Source organism: Streptomyces sp. NPDC001532 (assembly GCF_040298625.1).
GTDB lineage: Bacteria > Actinomycetota > Actinomycetes > Streptomycetales > Streptomycetaceae > Streptomyces.
Map to the genome: position 1 here is coordinate 98,123 of NZ_JBEPAL010000007.1, position 16,617 is coordinate 114,739.

Annotated in this window: 12 protein-coding genes; 7 read left to right on the forward strand and 5 right to left on the reverse strand. The window is 71.9% G+C overall.

Annotation, left to right across the window (positions count from 1 at the left end):
• The first annotated feature begins 41 nt into the window (after positions 1–41).
• Positions 42–908 carry a S1 family serine peptidase gene (locus tag ABT232_RS09485; RefSeq protein WP_351838169.1) on the forward strand — a complete coding sequence of 289 codons (867 nt, stop codon included), beginning with the start codon at positions 42–44 and terminating at the stop codon, positions 906–908.
• A gap of 114 nt (positions 909–1,022) precedes the next feature.
• Here ABT232_RS09485 and ABT232_RS09490 read toward each other — a convergent pair whose 3' ends face one another.
• Positions 1,023–1,253: a DUF7455 domain-containing protein gene (locus ABT232_RS09490; protein ID WP_351838171.1), complete on the reverse strand. Its 231-nt coding sequence runs from the start codon at positions 1,251–1,253 to the stop codon at positions 1,023–1,025.
• Positions 1,254–1,697: 444 nt separating this feature from the next.
• Here ABT232_RS09490 and ABT232_RS09495 point away from each other — a divergent pair, with 444 nt between their 5' ends.
• The 3 genes from ABT232_RS09495 (at position 1,698) to ABT232_RS09505 (ending at position 6,111) form a co-directional block, all read left to right on the forward strand.
• The gene (locus ABT232_RS09495; protein WP_351838174.1) at positions 1,698–3,821 is read left to right on the forward strand and encodes a DNA gyrase/topoisomerase IV subunit B; all 2,124 of its coding nucleotides are present in this window, start codon (positions 1,698–1,700) and stop codon (positions 3,819–3,821) included.
• A 116-nt stretch (positions 3,822–3,937) separates the two neighbouring features.
• The gene (locus ABT232_RS09500; RefSeq protein WP_351838176.1) at positions 3,938–4,522 is read left to right on the forward strand and encodes a DUF485 domain-containing protein; all 585 of its coding nucleotides are present in this window, start codon (positions 3,938–3,940) and stop codon (positions 4,520–4,522) included.
• A complete protein-coding gene (locus ABT232_RS09505) occupies positions 4,519–6,111 on the forward strand; it encodes a monocarboxylic acid transporter (protein ID WP_351838178.1) in 1,593 nt (530 codons plus the stop codon). The genes ABT232_RS09500 and ABT232_RS09505 overlap by 4 nt, the downstream gene beginning before the upstream one ends.
• Positions 6,112–6,141: 30 nt before the next feature.
• Here the strand turns inward: ABT232_RS09505 and ABT232_RS09510 are convergent, their stop codons facing one another.
• The 3 genes from ABT232_RS09510 to ABT232_RS09520 all read right to left on the reverse strand — a co-directional run bounded on the left by ABT232_RS09510 (position 6,142) and on the right by ABT232_RS09520 (position 9,647).
• On the reverse strand, positions 6,142–6,822 hold the full coding sequence (locus tag ABT232_RS09510; RefSeq protein WP_351838180.1) for a response regulator: 681 nt from the start codon (positions 6,820–6,822) through the stop codon (positions 6,142–6,144).
• The gene (locus tag ABT232_RS09515; protein WP_351838183.1) at positions 6,819–8,609 is read right to left on the reverse strand and encodes a sensor histidine kinase; all 1,791 of its coding nucleotides are present in this window, start codon (positions 8,607–8,609) and stop codon (positions 6,819–6,821) included. Before ABT232_RS09515 ends, ABT232_RS09510 begins: the two co-directional genes overlap by 4 nt.
• A gap of 78 nt (positions 8,610–8,687) precedes the next feature.
• Entirely contained in the window at positions 8,688–9,647 is a 960-nt protein-coding gene (locus ABT232_RS09520; RefSeq protein ID WP_351838185.1) for a ferredoxin family protein, read from the reverse strand.
• Between the two features lie 289 nt (positions 9,648–9,936).
• On the opposite strand from ABT232_RS09520, the gene ABT232_RS09525 reads away from it, so the two are divergent.
• The gene (locus ABT232_RS09525) at positions 9,937–11,082 is read left to right on the forward strand and encodes a CobW family GTP-binding protein (protein WP_351838188.1); all 1,146 of its coding nucleotides are present in this window, start codon (positions 9,937–9,939) and stop codon (positions 11,080–11,082) included.
• 27 nt (positions 11,083–11,109) lie between these two features.
• Here the strand turns inward: ABT232_RS09525 and ABT232_RS09530 are convergent, their stop codons facing one another.
• Entirely contained in the window at positions 11,110–13,566 is a 2,457-nt protein-coding gene (locus tag ABT232_RS09530) for a DNA gyrase/topoisomerase IV subunit A (protein ID WP_351838191.1), read from the reverse strand.
• Between the two features lie 268 nt (positions 13,567–13,834).
• Between ABT232_RS09530 and ABT232_RS09535 the strand changes: the two genes are divergently transcribed.
• Together ABT232_RS09535 and ABT232_RS09540 are read left to right on the forward strand one after the other, a co-directional pair.
• A complete protein-coding gene (locus tag ABT232_RS09535) occupies positions 13,835–15,229 on the forward strand; it encodes a M16 family metallopeptidase (RefSeq protein WP_351838193.1) in 1,395 nt (464 codons plus the stop codon).
• Positions 15,226–16,614: a M16 family metallopeptidase gene (locus ABT232_RS09540; RefSeq protein WP_351838195.1), complete on the forward strand. Its 1,389-nt coding sequence runs from the start codon at positions 15,226–15,228 to the stop codon at positions 16,612–16,614. The genes ABT232_RS09535 and ABT232_RS09540 overlap by 4 nt, the downstream gene beginning before the upstream one ends.
• The last annotated feature ends 3 nt before the right edge of the window (positions 16,615–16,617 follow it).

Here is a 16,617-nt window from a genome sequence, read left to right on the forward strand (position 1 = left end):
CTCTGGGTGTTTCAACAGGCACCCCAGAGTGAGGAGTCCGTATGCGTCGCCCCTTTGTCCGGGCGCTGGCCCGGCCGCTGGTCCTGGCGGCCGCCGCGGCCGCAATACCGCTGGCACCGCTGGTCTCCGCCACCCCCGCGGCCGCCGACGGCATAGTCGTCGGCGGTTTCCCGGTCGATGTGTCGGAAGCCCCGTGGACGGTGGCGCTGTCCAGCCGTGACCGGTTCGGAGGTACGCGGTCCGGCCAGTTCTGCGGCGGGGTGGTGGTCGGCCCCACGACCGTGCTCACGGCGGCCCACTGCCTGGACGCGGACGTCCTCGGCTCACCGCCGGACCAGGTGGCCGATCTCAAGGTGATCGCCGGCCGCACGGATCTGCGCACCAGCCAGGGCCAGGAGATCGCGGTGCGCGAGAGCTGGGTGAACCCGGACTACGACGATGTCAGCAACGTCGGGGACTTCGCGGTGCTCACCCTCGCCGAGCCGCTGCCGCGGAGCGCGGTCGTCGCGATGGCCGGCGCGGCCGATCCGGCCTACGCGGCCGGTACGGGCGCCGTCGTCTACGGCTGGGGCGATGCCACGGGCATCGGTGACTACGCGTACGGGCTGCGTGCCGCGCGCGTGCATGTGCTGCCGGACGCGTCCTGTGAGGCGGCGTATCCGCGCGGTGGCGACGGCACCTACGTCTCGGAGGCCATGGTCTGCGCCGGGGAGCCGCAGGGGGGCAAGGACGCCTGCCAGGGCGACAGCGGCGGGCCGCTGGTGGCCCAGGGGCGGCTGATCGGACTGGTGTCCTGGGGGAGCGGCTGCGGGCGCGCCGGCAGCCCAGGTGTCTACACCCGCGTCTCGGACGCCCTGCGCCGGCTGGGCTGGGACCGCGGGGCCATGGCGCCGCGCCAGGGAGCCTGACGAAGAGCTGAGCCGCGCCGCCGGACAGGACGACGGGCGGCCGACCCTGAGGACCAGGGTCGGCCGCCCGTTCACCGGCCTGTGCCGGAGCTGGCTCGTCGTGGACGCGAGAGGTCAGCGCTCTTCTTCGGAGGCGTTGTCGGGAGCGGACGTGAGCCGCTCCGTCTCGTCCTGTATCTCAGCGGCGATCTTCTTGAGTTCCGGCTCGAACTTGCGACCGTGGTGGGCGCAGAAGAGCAGTTCTCCGCCGCTCAGCAGGACGACGCGCAGGTATGCCTGGGCGCCGCAGCGGTCGCAGCGATCAGCGGCCGTCAGCGGGCTCGCGGGGGTCAGAACAGTAGTCACGTCGCCTCTTCTCTAGCTCGACGAGCTGTCGTACCAGGGTCAACATCCAACCAGCCCCAAAACGTTCCCGCTCGCGGCTTTTCCTCGAAAGATTTTTTCCGAGGCGGCTGGCTGCTGCCGGTTGGCGGCGAATGTGCCGTAGTGCGTGTCTGTGTGTCGTACGGTTTCGCGCGGTCTTGTCGGTCAGTCGGTCCGCCCGGCTGGCTTGCCGGTTTGTTCATGAGGACGTGCCCGGAGCCTAAATGGTTCATGCCCCGAAGGGAACGTGATATGTACTTCACTCCATCGAGGGATCGAACACTCATGCGAGCCTGGACTAGTGTGACTTCCGACGAGGGTGGCGTTACAACGGCTCTACCAGGCCTCGGTACCCTCTGAGCGGCAACCGAAGCCACGGCCTTACCCAGATAGGCCCCATCTGAAATTCAGCGAGGAGCGAACCGCGTGACCGCCGAGACGTCCGTGCCGTCCACTGCGCTGCTGGCAGGAGCAGACCGCGACGGTTCCAACTACACCGCTCGGCACCTGCTCGTCCTGGAGGGGCTGGAGGCCGTTCGCAAGCGCCCGGGCATGTACATCGGATCGACCGACAGCCGCGGTCTGATGCACTGCCTGTGGGAGATCATCGACAACTCCGTCGACGAGGCCCTGGGCGGCTACTGCGACCACATCGAGGTGATCCTCCACGACGACGGCTCGGTGGAGGTCCGTGACAACGGCCGCGGCATCCCGGTCGACGTGGAGCCCAAGACCGGCCTGTCCGGCGTCGAGGTCGTGATGACCAAGCTGCACGCCGGCGGAAAGTTCGGCGGCGGCTCCTACGCGGCCTCCGGCGGTCTGCACGGCGTCGGCGCCTCCGTGGTGAACGCTCTGTCCGCGCGGCTGGACGTCGAGGTGGACCGCGGTGGCCACACCCACGCCATCAGCTTCCGCCGCGGAGTGCCGGGCGCCTTCGCCACGACCGGTCCGGACGCGAAGTTCGAGGCCACCAGCGGGCTGCGCAAGGCCAAGAGGATCCCCAAGACCCGCACCGGCACGCGCGTGCGCTACTGGGCCGACCGCCAGATCTTCCTCAAGGACGCCAAGCTCTCCCTGGAGAACCTGCACCAGCGGGCTCGCCAGACCGCGTTCCTGGTGCCCGGCCTGACCATCGTCGTCCGCGACGAGTACGGCCTCGGCGAGGGCGGCAGCAAGGGCGAGGAGTCCTTCCGCTTCGACGGCGGCATCAGTGAGTTCTGCGAGTTCCTGGCGTCCGACCGGCCCATCTGCGATGTCCTCCGCTTCACCGGCCAGGGCACCTTCAAGGAAACCGTCCCGGTGCTCGACGAGCACGGCCAGATGACGCCCACCGAGGTCACCCGTGAACTCGGTGTCGACGTCGCCATGCGCTGGGGCACCGGCTACGAGACGACCCTCAAGTCGTTCGTCAACATCATCGCCACGCCCAAGGGCGGCACCCATGTCGCCGGCTTCGAGCAGGCGGTCGCCAAGACCGTGAACGAGGTGCTGCGGGCGAAGAAGCTGCTGCGCGTCGCCGAGGACGACATCGTCAAGGACGACGCCCTGGAGGGCCTGACCGCGGTCGTCACCGTGCGGCTCGCCGAGCCGCAGTTCGAGGGCCAGACCAAGGAGGTGCTCGGCACCTCCGCGGCCCGCCGCATCGTGAACAACGTGATCTCCAAGGAGCTCAAGGCGTTCCTGACGGCCACCAAGCGTGACGCCGCGCAGCAGGCCCGCGTGGTCCTGGAGAAGGCCGTCGCCGCCGCGCGGACCCGTATCGCCGCCCGGCAGCACAAGGACGCGCAGCGCCGCAAGACGGCCCTGGAGTCCTCCTCGCTGCCCGCCAAGCTCGCCGACTGCCGCAGCGACGACGTGGACCGCAGCGAGCTGTTCATCGTCGAGGGCGACTCCGCGCTCGGCACCGCGAAGCTCGCGCGCAACTCCGAGTTCCAGGCGCTGCTGCCGATCCGCGGCAAGATCCTGAACGTCCAGAAGTCGTCCGTGACCGACATGCTCAAGAACGCCGAGTGCGGCGCGATCATCCAGGTCATAGGGGCGGGCTCGGGCCGGACGTTCGACATCGACGCGGCCCGCTACGGCAAGATCATCATGATGACCGACGCCGATGTGGACGGCTCCCACATCCGGACCCTGCTGCTCACGCTGTTCCACCGCTACATGCGGCCGATGGTCGAGGCCGGCCGGGTGTTCGCCGCCGTGCCGCCGCTGCACCGCATCGAGCTGGTCCAGCCCAAGCGGGGCCAGGACAAGTACGTCTACACGTACTCCGACCGCGAACTGCGCGACAAGCTGATGGAGTTCCAGAGCAAGGGGGTCCGCTACAAGGACTCGATCCAGCGCTACAAGGGTCTGGGCGAGATGGACGCCGACCAGCTGGCCGAGACCACGATGGACCCGCGCCACCGCACCCTGCGCCGGATCAACCTCTCCGACCTGGACGCCGCCGAGCAGGTCTTCGACCTGCTGATGGGCAACGACGTCGCCCCCCGCAAGGAGTTCATCTCCAGCTCCGCCGCGACGCTGGACCGCTCGCGCATCGACGCCTAGCCATGGCCGCCGGGCCCGCTCGGGCCCGGCGCCACCTCGCAAGACACGTCACCTGATGGGGTGAAGAGCGGGGAGAAGAAGAGTCGGGGATCTTCCCGTTCTGTCCATGCTTGGGCATGCAGCCAAGCAATGGTCGTACCCGCGGCGGCGGGAGCGGCCCCGAAAGTCCGGTTCCCGGCCGCGCGGTGGACGCGCCGGGCCCCGCGCAGGCGTCCTCGGCCATGCGCTACGACGACCCCTGGTACGACGCGCTCGCCTCCGGCTGGGCCGAGGCGGACGGGACACCCACGCCCGTACCCGCGCCCGCTGTGCCGCCCGCGCGCCGGCACCGGACAGCACAGCCGGAGCGCCCGGGCGGCGAACCGAACGCCTCCGACGTCTACCTGGAGGTGCAGCGCAGCGCGGCCTTCCAGGAGGTACGCGGCAGGTACCGCAGGTTCGTCGTGCCGGCGTTCGCCGCCTTCTTCACCTGGTACGTGGCGTACGTCGTCACCGCCACGACCGCGCCCGAGTTCATGGCCCGGCCGGTGGTGGGCGCGGTGAACGTCGCGATGCTGGCCGGGCTCGGACAGTTCCTCTCCACCTTCCTGCTCACCTGGGCCTACGCCCGTCACGCCCGGCTGCGCCGGGACCGCGCGGCGCTCGAACTGCGCTGGGACACCCAGGAACTGACCCGTGGGATCCGGGGCGGTGCCTTGTGACCGGTGATCATCAGGCGCTGGCGCTGGTGCTGTTCAGCGCGTTCGTCGCCGTCACGCTGGGGATCACGACCTGGGTGAGCCGTGACCGGCACGGCTCGGCCGAGGAGTTCTACGCGGGCGGGCGTCTCTTCTCGCCCATGGAGAATGGTTTTGCCATCGCGGGCGACTACATGTCGGCCGCCTCCTTCCTCGGCATCTCCGGCCTCATCGCGCTCTTCGGCTACGACGGCCTGCTGTACTCGGTGGGCTTCCTGGTCGCCTGGCTGGTCGTGCTCTTCCTGGTGGCCGAACTGGTGCGCAACTGCGGCCGCTTCACCCTCGCCGACGTGGTCGCCGCGCGGATGCGGGAGCGGCCGGTGCGGATAGCGGCGGGAACTTCCTCGGTCACCGTGTCCGTTCTGTATCTGGTGGCGCAGATGGTGGGCGCGGGCAGCCTGGTCGCGCTGCTGCTGGGCGGGACGAGCGGGGCGGCGCGGTCCTGGACGGTCATCGGGGTCGGCGCGCTCATGGTCGTCTATGTGTCGTGGGGAGGGATGCGGGCCACCACCTGGATCCAGATCGTGAAAGCGGTCCTGCTGATGGGCGGGGCGATCACCCTCACCGTGCTCGTACTCCTGCGGTTCCACGGCGACTTCGACCAGCTGCTGCGCACCGCCGCGGACCGCAGCGGTCACGGCGCGGCCTTCCTGGCACCCGGCCTGAAGTACGGCGGCGACTGGACCGCCCGCTTCGACTTCATCAGCCTCGGCCTCGCGCTGGTGCTGGGCACCGCCGGGCTGCCGCACATCCTGTCGCGGTTCTACACCGTGCCCACCGCACGGGCGGCACGGCGTTCCGTGGTCTGGTCGATCGGGCTGATCGGCGGCTTCTACCTGATGACGATCGTCCTCGGGTTCGGCGCCGCCGCGATCGTGGGACCGGACGCCGTGCGCGGTTCCAACGCGGCCGGGAACACGGCGGTTCCGCTGCTGGCGCTAGATCTGGGCGGCGGCGCCCACTCCACGGGTGGAACGGTTCTCTTCGCGGTCGTCGCCGCCATCGCCTTCGCCACCATCCTCGCGGTGGTCGCCGGGATCACCCTCGCCTCCTCGGCGTCCGTGGCCCACGACCTCTACGCGTCGCTGCGGCGCAAGCACACCGCGCCCCGCAGCGAGGTGGCGGTCGCCCGGGTCGCGGCGGCCGGCATCGGTGTGGTCGCGATCGCTCTCGGCCTGCTCGCCCAGGACCTCAACGTCGCCTTCCTGGTGGGCCTCGCCTTCGCGGTGGCCGCCTCCGCGAACCTGCCGGTGCTGCTGTACTCGCTGTTCTGGCGGGGCTTCACCACCCGCGGCGCCGTGTGGTCCGTCTACGGCGGACTGGTGCCGGCCGTGACGCTGGTGCTGCTGTCGCCCGTGGTGTCGGGCAGCCCCGACGCGCTCTTCCCCGGCGTCGACTTCCAGTGCTTCCCGCTCCAGAACCCGGGCCTGGTCTCGATCCCGCTGGGCTTCCTCGCCGGCTGGCTCGGCACCGTCACCTCCGCGGAGGTACCGGACGAGGCCAAGCACGCGGAGACGGAGGTGCGGTCGCTGACGGGGGCCGGAGCGGCATAGGGCCCCTCCGAAGCCCCAGGGAGGGGCTCCTCAGGCGCGGGTCGCCCACACGTAACGGTGTTCCGGGCGGCCCGCGTCCCCGTACTTGAGGGTCAGCGTGGCCCGTCCCGTGCGCTCCAGCAGCTTCAGATAGCGCTGGGCGGTCTGCCGGCTCACACCGGTGCGCTCGGCGATCTCCTGGGCCGACAGCGGCCCCTCGGCGTTCATCAGGCACTGGCGCACCAGCTCGGCGGTGGTGGGGGAGTGCCCCTTCGGCAGATTCGGCTCCGAGGGCGCCGACAGCGCCCCGAAGATGCGGTCGACCTCGGCCTGTTCCGCCTCGCCGCCGCCGTCCAGGGTGCGGCGCAGCCGCGCGTACGCCTCCAGCTTGGCGCGCAGGCCCGCGAAGGCGAACGGCTTGACCAGGTACTGGAGCGCGCCGTGCCGCATCGCCGCCTGCACCGTCGCGACGTCCCGGGCGGCCGTCACCATGATCACGTCGGTCTGGAGGCCGCGCCGGCGCATCTCCCGCACCACCGCGAGGCCGGTCCCGTCGGGCAGATAGTGATCCAGGAGGACCAGGTCCACGTGGGGCAGCGCCTCCAGCAGCCGCAGCGCCTCCGCCGCCTGGTGCGCCTCCGCGGCGACATGGAAGCCGGGCACCTTCTCGACGTACGCGGCGTTCACCCGCGCGACCCTGGTGTCGTCGTCCACGACCAGGACCTCGATCATCGCGACTCCTCCTCGGCGCTCCGCGCGCCGGACGGTACGGCGGGCGGTTCGGCGTGCGGTGCTGCGGGCCGTCCGGCGTGCGGTGCGGGGCCGGGTCCCGGCCCGGTCGGCGGCTCGGTCGGGGCTGGTGCATCTCCCGGCTGGGTCGACGGCTCCGTCAGGGCGTGTCCGGGCCCCGGTTCGGTCAGTGCCTCGGGCAGCACCACGGTGAACTCCGCGCCGCCGCCGGGCGCCTCGGCCACCGTCGCCGTGCCGCCCTGCCGCTCGGCCAGCCGGCGGACCAGGGACAGCCCGAGGCCGCGCTCCCGGTGCGCGGGCGGCTCCTTCGTCGACCAGCCCTCGGTGAAGACCGCCTCGCGGTGTTCCGCCGGGACGCCGGGCCCCGTGTCGCGCACGGAGAGCACGGCCGTACGCCCCTCGGCCCGCACTTCGACCTCCACGCGCGCGTGGAGCGAGCCCGCCACGGCGTCCAGCGCGTTGTCGACCAGGTTGCCGACGATCGTGACCAGCCCCCGGGCGTCGATCAGCCGGTCGGGCAGCCGGGTGCGGCCCGAGAGCCGCAGCGCGACCGCGCGCTCCGCCGCGACGGTCGCCTTGCCGACCAGGAGTGCGGCGAGCAGCGGGTCCTCGATCTTCTCGGTGATCTGTTCCGCCGTGGCCCGGTGATCTCCGACGACCTCGCCGACGAACTCCACGGCGTCGTCGTACATCTCCAGTTCCAGCAGCCCCAGCAGCGTGTGCATCCGGTTGGCGTGCTCGTGGTCCTGGGCGCGCAGGGCGTCGATCAGGCCGCGCGTGGAGTCCAGCTCCCGGCCCAGCTGCTCCAGCTCGGTGCGGTCGCGCAGGGTGGCGACGGCACCGCCGTCGCCGGTGGGCATCCGGTTGGCCACCAGCACCCGCTGTCCCCGCACGGTCAGCAGATCGGTGCCCGTCACCCGGCCGGCCAGCACATCGGCCGTACGGCCCTCGCCCAGGGCCGCGTCGGGGGAGCGGCCGACGACCTCGTCACCGATGCCCAGCAGGCGCTGCGCCTCGTCGTTCAGCAGGCGGACGCGGCCCGCGCGGTCCAGGGCCACGACGCCCTCCCGGATGCCGTGCAGCATCGCCTCCCGCTCCGCCAGCAGCGCCGCGATGTCGGAGAAGGCCAGGTCCCGCGTCTGCCGGTGCACCCGGCGGGAGATCAGCCAGGCGGCCAGCGCGCCCACCGCGAGAGCGCCACCGGCGTACGCCAGCAGCTCGGGGATCGCGTGGATCAGCCGCGCGCGGACACTGTCGTAGGCGATGCCGACCGACACCGCTCCGACGATCTCGCCGTCGCCGTCGCGCAACGGCACCTTGCCGCGCGCGGAGCGGCCCAGGGTGCCGTCGTCGATCTCCATGACCTCCCGGCCGGCGAGCGCGTCGCTGGGGTCGGTGGAGACGTGCCGGCCGATCTCGGCGGGCTCGGTGTGCGACCAGCGCACGCCGCGGGTGTCCATCACCACGACGTACTCGGCCCTGGTGGCCTCGCGGATGCGTTCCGCCTCGCGCTGGACGGGCCCGTCGGCGGCCGGTGGGGTGGTCCGGACGTCCTCGGCGAGCCGCGGCTGGGCGGCGGTGGTCTGGGCGATCGCGAGCGCGCGGCGCATCGCCTGGTCGTCCAGCTGGTCGCCGAGCGGCGCGAGGAACAGCCCGGTCGCGAGCACCGCGACGCCCGCGGCGATCGCCACCTGCATCAGCAGCACCTGCGAGAACACCCGGCGCGGCAGGCCGAGACGCAGGCGGCGGGCGGGGGGCGTGGGGCTCATACCCATGACGGTACGTGGGCGCAGGCCCTCGGCCGTAGAGGGGTGACGGGGATCTCCCGCGGCCTCGCGGGGTGGGTGTCAGCCGGCCAGAGCGGCGTGCGTCAGCTCGCGCACCGCCACGACGTCCATCCGCGCGGGGGCGCCCAGCACCGAGGTGCCGCAGCTCTCCGGGCGGGGCGGCTCGGAGGCGCCCTGAGCCACCAGGACGCGCCAGCAGCGGCCGTCCACGTGTGCGACGGTCACCTCCCAGCGCGGGGACGCCCCGGCCGTCCGGACGGCGCTCTCGGTCCGTACGACGCTCAGCGCGCCCGCCGCGTACTCGTGCACCGCCCTCCGCACGGCCAGCTCGGCCGCCTGTGCGGGCCGCTCCCACGCCGAGCTGCCCCGGCAGCCGTCGACGACGATCCGGCCCTCCCGGACGGCGTGCAGGACCTCCCTGACGCTGTGCGCCTCGGCCCGCCCGTACGCGTAGCCGTAGGGCAGGACGAGAAGCGTCGGCGAGAAGCGGTGACCGCCCAGATGGGTGACCTCCCAGACGCCCTCCACACCGGAGGCGGCCAGCTCGGCGGCGAGCGGGCGGCCCAGAAGCGCGCAGCAGCGGTCGCGCTTGCCGTTGGTGCACACGAGGGCGAGGGGGTCGCCGGTGTACGGGCGGCCTTGCAGCGCGGCGTCGAAGGTGTGGTGGTCGCCTCGGCCGAGGGCGGTGAAGTCGAGGTCGAGCAGGCGGCGCGGGTCGCCGATCGCGGCGGTGCGTACCCACGTGCCGCCGGGCACGGTGTGCGCGGCGTACACCCGGCGTACCCCGGACGTGTGGCGGTCCGCGTGGCGGCCGGGGCGGCGGATCAGCGCGATCCGGACCCCGGTGCCTTTCGCGGCCGCTTCCAGGGCACGGCCCAGCGCGGGATCCAGGTGGCTCGAAGTGAGCGCCCTGGCGCCCCACGGACCGGGCTGTTCCACCAGAAGCCAGGTCCTGGCGGTCGCCGCGGTTCCGGAAATGGGCTCGTCGAGGCTCCGGGAGACGGTCGCGCACGTACTCACAGAGGTGAGCCTAACCTGACTTGATCCACGACGGCTTCCGGCCGTGCCGTTGCGGTGGTTCATACGGGTTTGCGATATGCATTCTGACCTGCTTATAGACCCGTCATATGTTCTTAATAGGTTTTGCCCAAGTTTGGCCGCGTATGAACAGCTTCAGCCGTTCTGTCTTTGGTGCTGTGGGCGGCTCGAGGCGCCCGTCCGAGGGCTCGTATCCTGGTCCGGCAGTCAGTCCTCGCAGGTGCGCCGGGCCGTGAGTCGGTGCACGTGCCGACAGGAGAGAGGTCGCACGGTGGGGCAGAGCCCTAGGCCGCAGCAGATTCCGGTCGTCGTTCTCGCCGGGTTCCTGGGGTCCGGCAAGACGACGCTCCTCAACCACCTGCTGCACCGCAGCGGCGGCAGCCGGATCGGTGCCGTCGTGAACGACTTCGGTGCGATCGAGATCGACGCCATGGCCGTGGCCGGCGCGCTCGGGGACTCCACCGTCTCGCTCGGCAACGGCTGCCTGTGCTGTGCCGTCGACGCCGGTGAGCTGGACGTCTACCTCGAACGGCTGGCCCGGCCCGAGACCGGCATCGATGTGATCGTCATCGAGGCCAGCGGTCTCGCCGAGCCGCAGGAGCTGGTGCGCATGGTCCTGGCCAGCGAGCATCCCGGGGTGGTCTACGGCGGTCTCGTCGAGGTCGTCGACGCCGCGGAGTTCGACGCCACCCGGTCGCGGCACCCCGAGATCGACCGCCATCTCGCGCTCGCCGACCTCGTCGTGGTCAACAAGCTGGACCGGGCCCCGAACGCCGACCAGGTGCTCGCGGCCGTCCGCGGCCTCACCGACCGGGCCGCCGTCGTGCCGGCCACCTACGGGCGCATCGACCCGGAGTTCCTGTTCGACTGCCGGCCGAGCGAGGAACGCGTGGGACAGCTGTCCTTCGACGACCTCCATGTCCTCGGCGACGCCGCGGACGACGAGGCCGACGGCCACGCCGGTCACCTGCACACCGGCTACGACAGCCTCTCGTTCACCACCGACCGCCCCCTGGACCCCCGCCGGCTGATGCGGTTCCTCGACAGTCGGCCCGAGGGGCTGTACCGGATCAAGGGCTACGTCGACTTCGGCGCCCACGATCCGCGCAACCGGTACGCCGTCCACGCGGTGGGACGGTTCCTGCGGTTCTACCCGGAGCCCTGGGCGGCCGGCGCCGAACGCCTCACCCAGCTCGTCCTGATCGGCTCCGGCATCGACGCCCCGCTGCTCGACAAGGAGCTGGAGGCGTGCCGCGCCGACGCCCCGCACACCGCCGACGAGCACGCCATGTGGGGCGTCCTGCGCTACGTCCAGGACCCCGAGGACCCGGACGAGCCGGACCTCGATGTGAGCGACCTCGACGAGCCGGACCTCGATGTGAGCGACCCGGACGAGCCGGACCCCGCTGACATGTGAGGCCCGGCCGGTCCGGTCGTGGGGTGCCTACAGCGGCCCCGCCACCGCCGCCACCGTCTTCGCCAGGGACACGCCCGAACCGTCGCGGCGCGGGTCGATCTCGGGGAGCTCGGCCGGCGTGCCGTTCTTCTGGGCGGCCTTCGCCGGGACCGCGCCCGTCCAGGCGAAGGACAGGCAGTCCTCGCCCTTCAGGAACCGCTGGCAGCGCACGCCGCCGGTGGCCCGGCCCTTGCGCGGGAACTGGTCGAACGGGGTCACCTTGGCGGTCGTCTGGACGGAGTCGTCCAGCGTGCCGCGCGAGCCCGCGACGGTGAAGACGATCGCGTCGGCGGCCGGATCGACGGCCGTGAACGAGATGACCTTGGCGCCGTCGGTGAGCTTGATGCCCGCCATGCCGCCCGCGGGCCGGCCCTGCGGACGGACCTGCGCGGCCTGATAGCGCAGCAGCTGGGCGTCGTCGGTGATGAAGACCAGGTCCTCCTCGCCGGTGCGCAGCTCAACCGCGCCGACGATCCGGTCACCCTCCTTGAGGGTGATCACCTCCAGCTCGTCCTTGTTGGACGGGTAGTCCGGGACCACGCGCTTGACGACGCCCTGCGCGGTGCCGAGCGCCAGGCCCGGAGAGGACTCGTCGAGCGTGGTCAGGCAGACCACCGTCTCGTCGTCCTCCAGGGTGACGAACTCCGCCAGCGGCGCACCGCCCGAGACGGTGGGCGCGGCGGCGGTCTCCGGCAGCTGGGGCAGGTCGACGACGTTGATCCGCAGCAGCCGGCCCGCCGAGGTCACCGCGCCCACCTCGCCGCGGGCCGTGGCCGGCACCGCGGAGACGATCACGTCGTGCTTGGCGCGCCGGGCGTCGGCGTCCTCCGCGAACGGCTCGGCGTTGGCCGTACGGGCCAACAGACCCGTCGAGGACAGCAGCACCCGGCACGGGTCGTCCGCCACCTGGAGCGGCACGGCGGCGGCCGTGGTGCCCGCGGACTCCAGCAGGACCGTACGCCGCTCGGTGCCGAACTTCTTGGCCACCGAGGCCAGTTCGTTGGAGACCAGCTTGCGCAGCTCCGCGTCCGACTCCAGGATCCGGGTCAGCTCCTCGATCTCGCTGTTGAGCCGGTCCTTCTCCGCCTCCAGCTCGATGCGGTCGTACTTGGTGAGGCGGCGCAGCGGGGTGTCCAGGATGTACTGCGTCTGGGTCTCGCTCAGCGAGAAGCGCTCGATCAGGCGCTCCTTGGCCTGCGCGGAGTTGTCGCTGGAGCGGATCAGCCGGATGACCTCGTCGATGTCGACCAGCGCGGTGAGCAGGCCCTCGACCAGGTGCAGCCGGTCGCGCCGCTTGCCGCGGCGGAACTCCGAGCGGCGCCGCACGACCTCGAAGCGGTGGTCGAGGTAGACCTCCAGCAGCTCCTTCAGGCCCAGCGTCAGCGGCTGGCCGTCCACCAGCGCCACGTTGTTGATGCCGAAGGACTCCTCCATCGGCGTCAGCTTGTAGAGCTGCTCCAGGACCGCCTCGGGCACGAAGCCGTTCTTGATCTCGATGACCAGGCGCAGCCCGTGCTCGCGGTCGGTGAGGTCCTTGACGTCGGCGATGCCCTGGATCTTCTTGGAACCGACCAGGTCCTTGATCTTGGCGATGACCTTCTCGGGGCCGACCGTGAAGGGCAGCTCGGTGACGACCAGGCCCTTGCGGCGGGCCGTGACGGTCTCCACCGACACGGTGGCGCGGATCTTGAAGGTGCCGCGGCCGCTCTCGTACGCGTCCCTGATCCCGGCCAGGCCGACGATCCGGCCGCCGGTGGGCAGGTCGGGGCCCGGGACGTGCTTCATCAGCGCGTCGAGGTCGGCGTTCGGGTGGCGGATCAGATGGCGGGCGGCGGCGATGACCTCGCCCAGGTTGTGCGGCGGCATGTTGGTGGCCATGCCGACCGCGATGCCGGAGGCGCCGTTCACCAGGAGGTTCGGGAAGGCGGCGGGCAGCGCGACCGGCTCCCGCTCCTGGCCGTCGTAGTTCGGGGCGAAGTCGACCGTGTCCTCTTCGATGGACTCGGTCATCAGACCGGTGGCCGCGGCCATCCGGCACTCGGTGTACCGCATGGCGGCCGGCGGGTCGTCGTTGCCCAGGGAGCCGAAGTTGCCGTGGCCGTCCACCAGCGGGACCCGCATCGAGAACGGCTGGGCCATGCGCACCAGGGCGTCGTAGATCGACGCGTCACCGTGCGGGTGCAGCTTGCCCATGACCTCGCCGACCACGCGGGCGCACTTCACATAGCCGCGCTCCGGGCGCAGGCCCATCTCGTTCATCTGGTAGACGATGCGCCGGTGCACCGGCTTGAGACCGTCACGGGCGTCCGGCAGGGCGCGGGAGTAGATGACCGAGTACGCGTACTCAAGGAAGGAGCCCTGCATCTCGTCGACGACGTCGATGTCGAGAATCTTCTCCTCGTACGAGTCGTCGGGCGGCGGGGTCTTCGTGCTGCGGCGGGCCATCGCTGCCTGGCTCCTTGCTGAAGCGTGTGAACGGATCTGACGCGGACCATTGTGGACCGCGGCACTGACAACGCGGAGCGGGACCCGGCGTAGGCCGCCCGGCCCCCCGCTGCCCGCAGGCTACGCCCTCTCGGCGGACAACCCGGTTCTCGCTCTCGGCGTACGCGCCACGGGAACTTCGCAGACCGTCCGCACGCTTGCATACAGTGGCAGGACCGGCAGGAAACAAGCGGTCTCAGCCACCGCATCAGCGATCGAAGGGACGTACATGCCCATGGGTCACACGGCCACAGCCGAGGCAGGCTCCGGCGGCCTGACAGCGACCGAGCACCGCCTGTCCAACGGCCTGCGCGTGGTGCTCTCCGAGGACCACCTGACCCCGGTCGCGGCGGTGTGCCTCTGGTACGACGTCGGCTCGCGCCACGAGGTCAAGGGGCGTACCGGCCTGGCTCACCTTTTCGAGCACTTGATGTTCCAGGGCTCCGCCCAGGTCAAGGGCAACGGTCACTTCGAGCTGGTGCAGGGCGCGGGCGGCTCGCTCAACGGCACCACCAGCTTCGAGCGCACCAACTACTTCGAGACCATGCCCGCCCACCAGCTGGAGCTCGCGCTCTGGCTGGAGGCCGACCGCATGGGCTCCCTGCTGGCCGCCCTGGACGACGAGTCCATGGAGAACCAGCGCGACGTCGTCAAGAACGAGCGCCGCCAGCGCTACGACAACGTGCCCTACGGCACCGCCTTCGAGAAGCTGACCGCCCTCGCCTACCCGGAGGGCCACCCCTACCACCACACGCCGATCGGCTCGATGGCCGACCTGGACGCGGCGACCCTGGAGGACGCGCGCGCGTTCTTCCGCACCTACTACGCGCCCAACAACGCGGTGCTCTCGGTCGTCGGCGACATCGACCCCGAGCAGACCCTCGCCTGGATCGAGAAGTACTTCGGCTCCATCGCCTCCCACGACGGCAAGCCCGCCCCGCGCGACGGCTCGCTGCCGGAGGTCATCGGCGAGCAGCTGCGCGAGGTCGTCGAGGAGGAGGTCCCGGCGCGCGCCCTGATGGCCGCCTACCGCCTCCCGCACGACGGCACGCGCGCGTGCGACGCGGCCGACCTGGCGCTCACCGTCCTCGGCGGCGGCGAGTCCTCCCGCCTCTACAACCGTCTCGTCCGCCGGGACCGCACGGCCGTCGCGGCCGGCTTCGGCCTGCTGCGGCTGGCCGGGGCACCCTCCCTGGGCTGGCTGGACGTGAAGACCTCCGGCGACGTCGAGGTGCCGGTGATCGAGGCCGCCATCGACGAGGAGCTGGCCCGCTTCGCCGAGGAGGGCCCGACCGCCGAGGAGATGGAGCGCGCCCAGGCCCAGCTGGAGCGCGAGTGGCTGGACCGGCTGGGCACGGTCGCCGGCCGCGCCGACGAACTCTGCCGCTACGCGGTGCTGTTCGGCGACCCGCAGCTCGCCCTGACCGCCGTGCAGCGGGTGCTGGAGGTGACGGCGGAGGAGGTCCAGGAGGTCGCCAAGGCCCGCCTGCGGCCCGACAACCGCGCGGTGCTCGTCTACGAGCCGATCAGCCCCGAGCAGCCCGAGGACGTCGAGGGCACCCAGGACCCCGAATCCGCGGCGACCGTGGAAGCCGCCGACGACAACGAGGAGGCGGCCAAGTGACCGAGCTCGCCACGATGGACTTCCACCCGCAGCCGCACCCGGGCGACGCCAAGCCCTGGGCGTTCCCGGCGCCCACCCGCGCCACCCTCGACAACGGCCTGACGGTCCTGCGCTGCCACCGCCCCGGCCAGCAGGTCGTCGCCGTCGAGGTGCTGCTGGACGCCCCGCTGGACGCCGAGCCGGCCGGCCTGGACGGCGTCGCCACGATCATGGCGCGGGCCTTCTCCGAGGGCACCGACAAGCACTCCGCCGAGGACTTCGCCGCCGAGCTGGAGCGCGCCGGTGCCACCCTGGACGCGCACGCCGACCACCCGGGCGTCCGGCTGAGCCTGGAGGTCCCGGCCTCCCGGCTGGAGAAGGGCCTCGGCCTGCTCGCCGACGCGCTGCGCGCGCCCGCCTTCGCCGACAGCGAGGTCGAGCGGCTGGTCCGCAACCGGCTGGACGAGATCCCGCACGAGCTGGCCAACCCCGCGCGGCGCGCCGCCAAGGAACTGTCCAGGGAGCTGTTCCCGGCCTCGTCGCGCATGTCGCGCCCCCGCCAGGGCACCGAGGAGACGGTCGCGAAGATCGACGCGGCGGCCGTCCGCGGCTTCTACGAGCGGCACGTCCGCCCGGGCACGGCCACCGCCGTGGTGGTCGGCGACCTCACCGGCATCGACCTGGACGCCCTGCTCGGCGAGACCCTGGGCGCCTGGACGGGCTCCTCGGCCGAGCCCCGCCCGGTGCCGCCGGTCACCGCCGACGACACCGGCCGCGTGGTCATCGTCGACCGTCCCGGCGCGGTCCAGACCCAGCTGCTCATCGGCCGTGTCGGCGCCGACCGGCACGACCGTGTCTGGCCCGCCCAGGTGCTCGGCACCTACTGCCTCGGCGGCACCCTCACCTCCCGCCTGGACCGTGTCCTGCGCGAGGAGAAGGGCTACACCTACGGCGTGCGGTCGTTCGGGCAGGTCCTGCGGTCCGCCCCGGACGGCACCGGCGCCTCGCTGCTGGCCATCAGCGGCTCCGTGGACACCCCGAACACCGGTCCGGCGCTGGAGGACCTGTGGGCGGTGCTGCGCAAGCTCGCGGAGGGCGGCCTGACCGACGCCGAGCGGGACGTCGCCGTGCAGAACCTGGTCGGTGTGGCGCCGCTGAAGTACGAGACGGCGGCGGCCGTGGCGAGCACGCTGGCCGACCAGGTCGAGCAGCACCTGCCGGACGACTACCAGGCGACGCTGTACCGGCAGCTGGCGGCGACCGGCACGGTCGAGGCCACCGCCGCGGTCGTCAACGCCTTCCCGGTGGACCGTCTGGTGACGGTCCTGGTCGGTGACGCGGCGCAGATCAAGGAGCCCGTCGAGGCTCTTGGCATCGGCGAAGTCACCGTCGTGACGGCCGAGTAGACG

Bases quoted from the DNA above. Each gene is read 5' to 3' on its own strand.
- ABT232_RS09485 (WP_351838169.1), top strand. From the start codon at position 42: ATGCGTCGCCCCTTTGTCCGGGCGCTGGCCCGGCCGCTGGTCCTGGCG.
- ABT232_RS09515 (WP_351838183.1), bottom strand. From the start codon at position 8,609: ATGAGCCCCACGCCCCCCGCCCGCCGCCTGCGTCTCGGCCTGCCGCGC.
- ABT232_RS09500 (WP_351838176.1), top strand. From the start codon at position 3,938: ATGCAGCCAAGCAATGGTCGTACCCGCGGCGGCGGGAGCGGCCCCGAA.
- ABT232_RS09530 (WP_351838191.1), bottom strand. From the start codon at position 13,566: ATGGCCCGCCGCAGCACGAAGACCCCGCCGCCCGACGACTCGTACGAG.
- ABT232_RS09510 (WP_351838180.1), bottom strand. From the start codon at position 6,822: ATGATCGAGGTCCTGGTCGTGGACGACGACACCAGGGTCGCGCGGGTG.
- ABT232_RS09535 (WP_351838193.1), top strand. From the start codon at position 13,835: ATGCCCATGGGTCACACGGCCACAGCCGAGGCAGGCTCCGGCGGCCTG.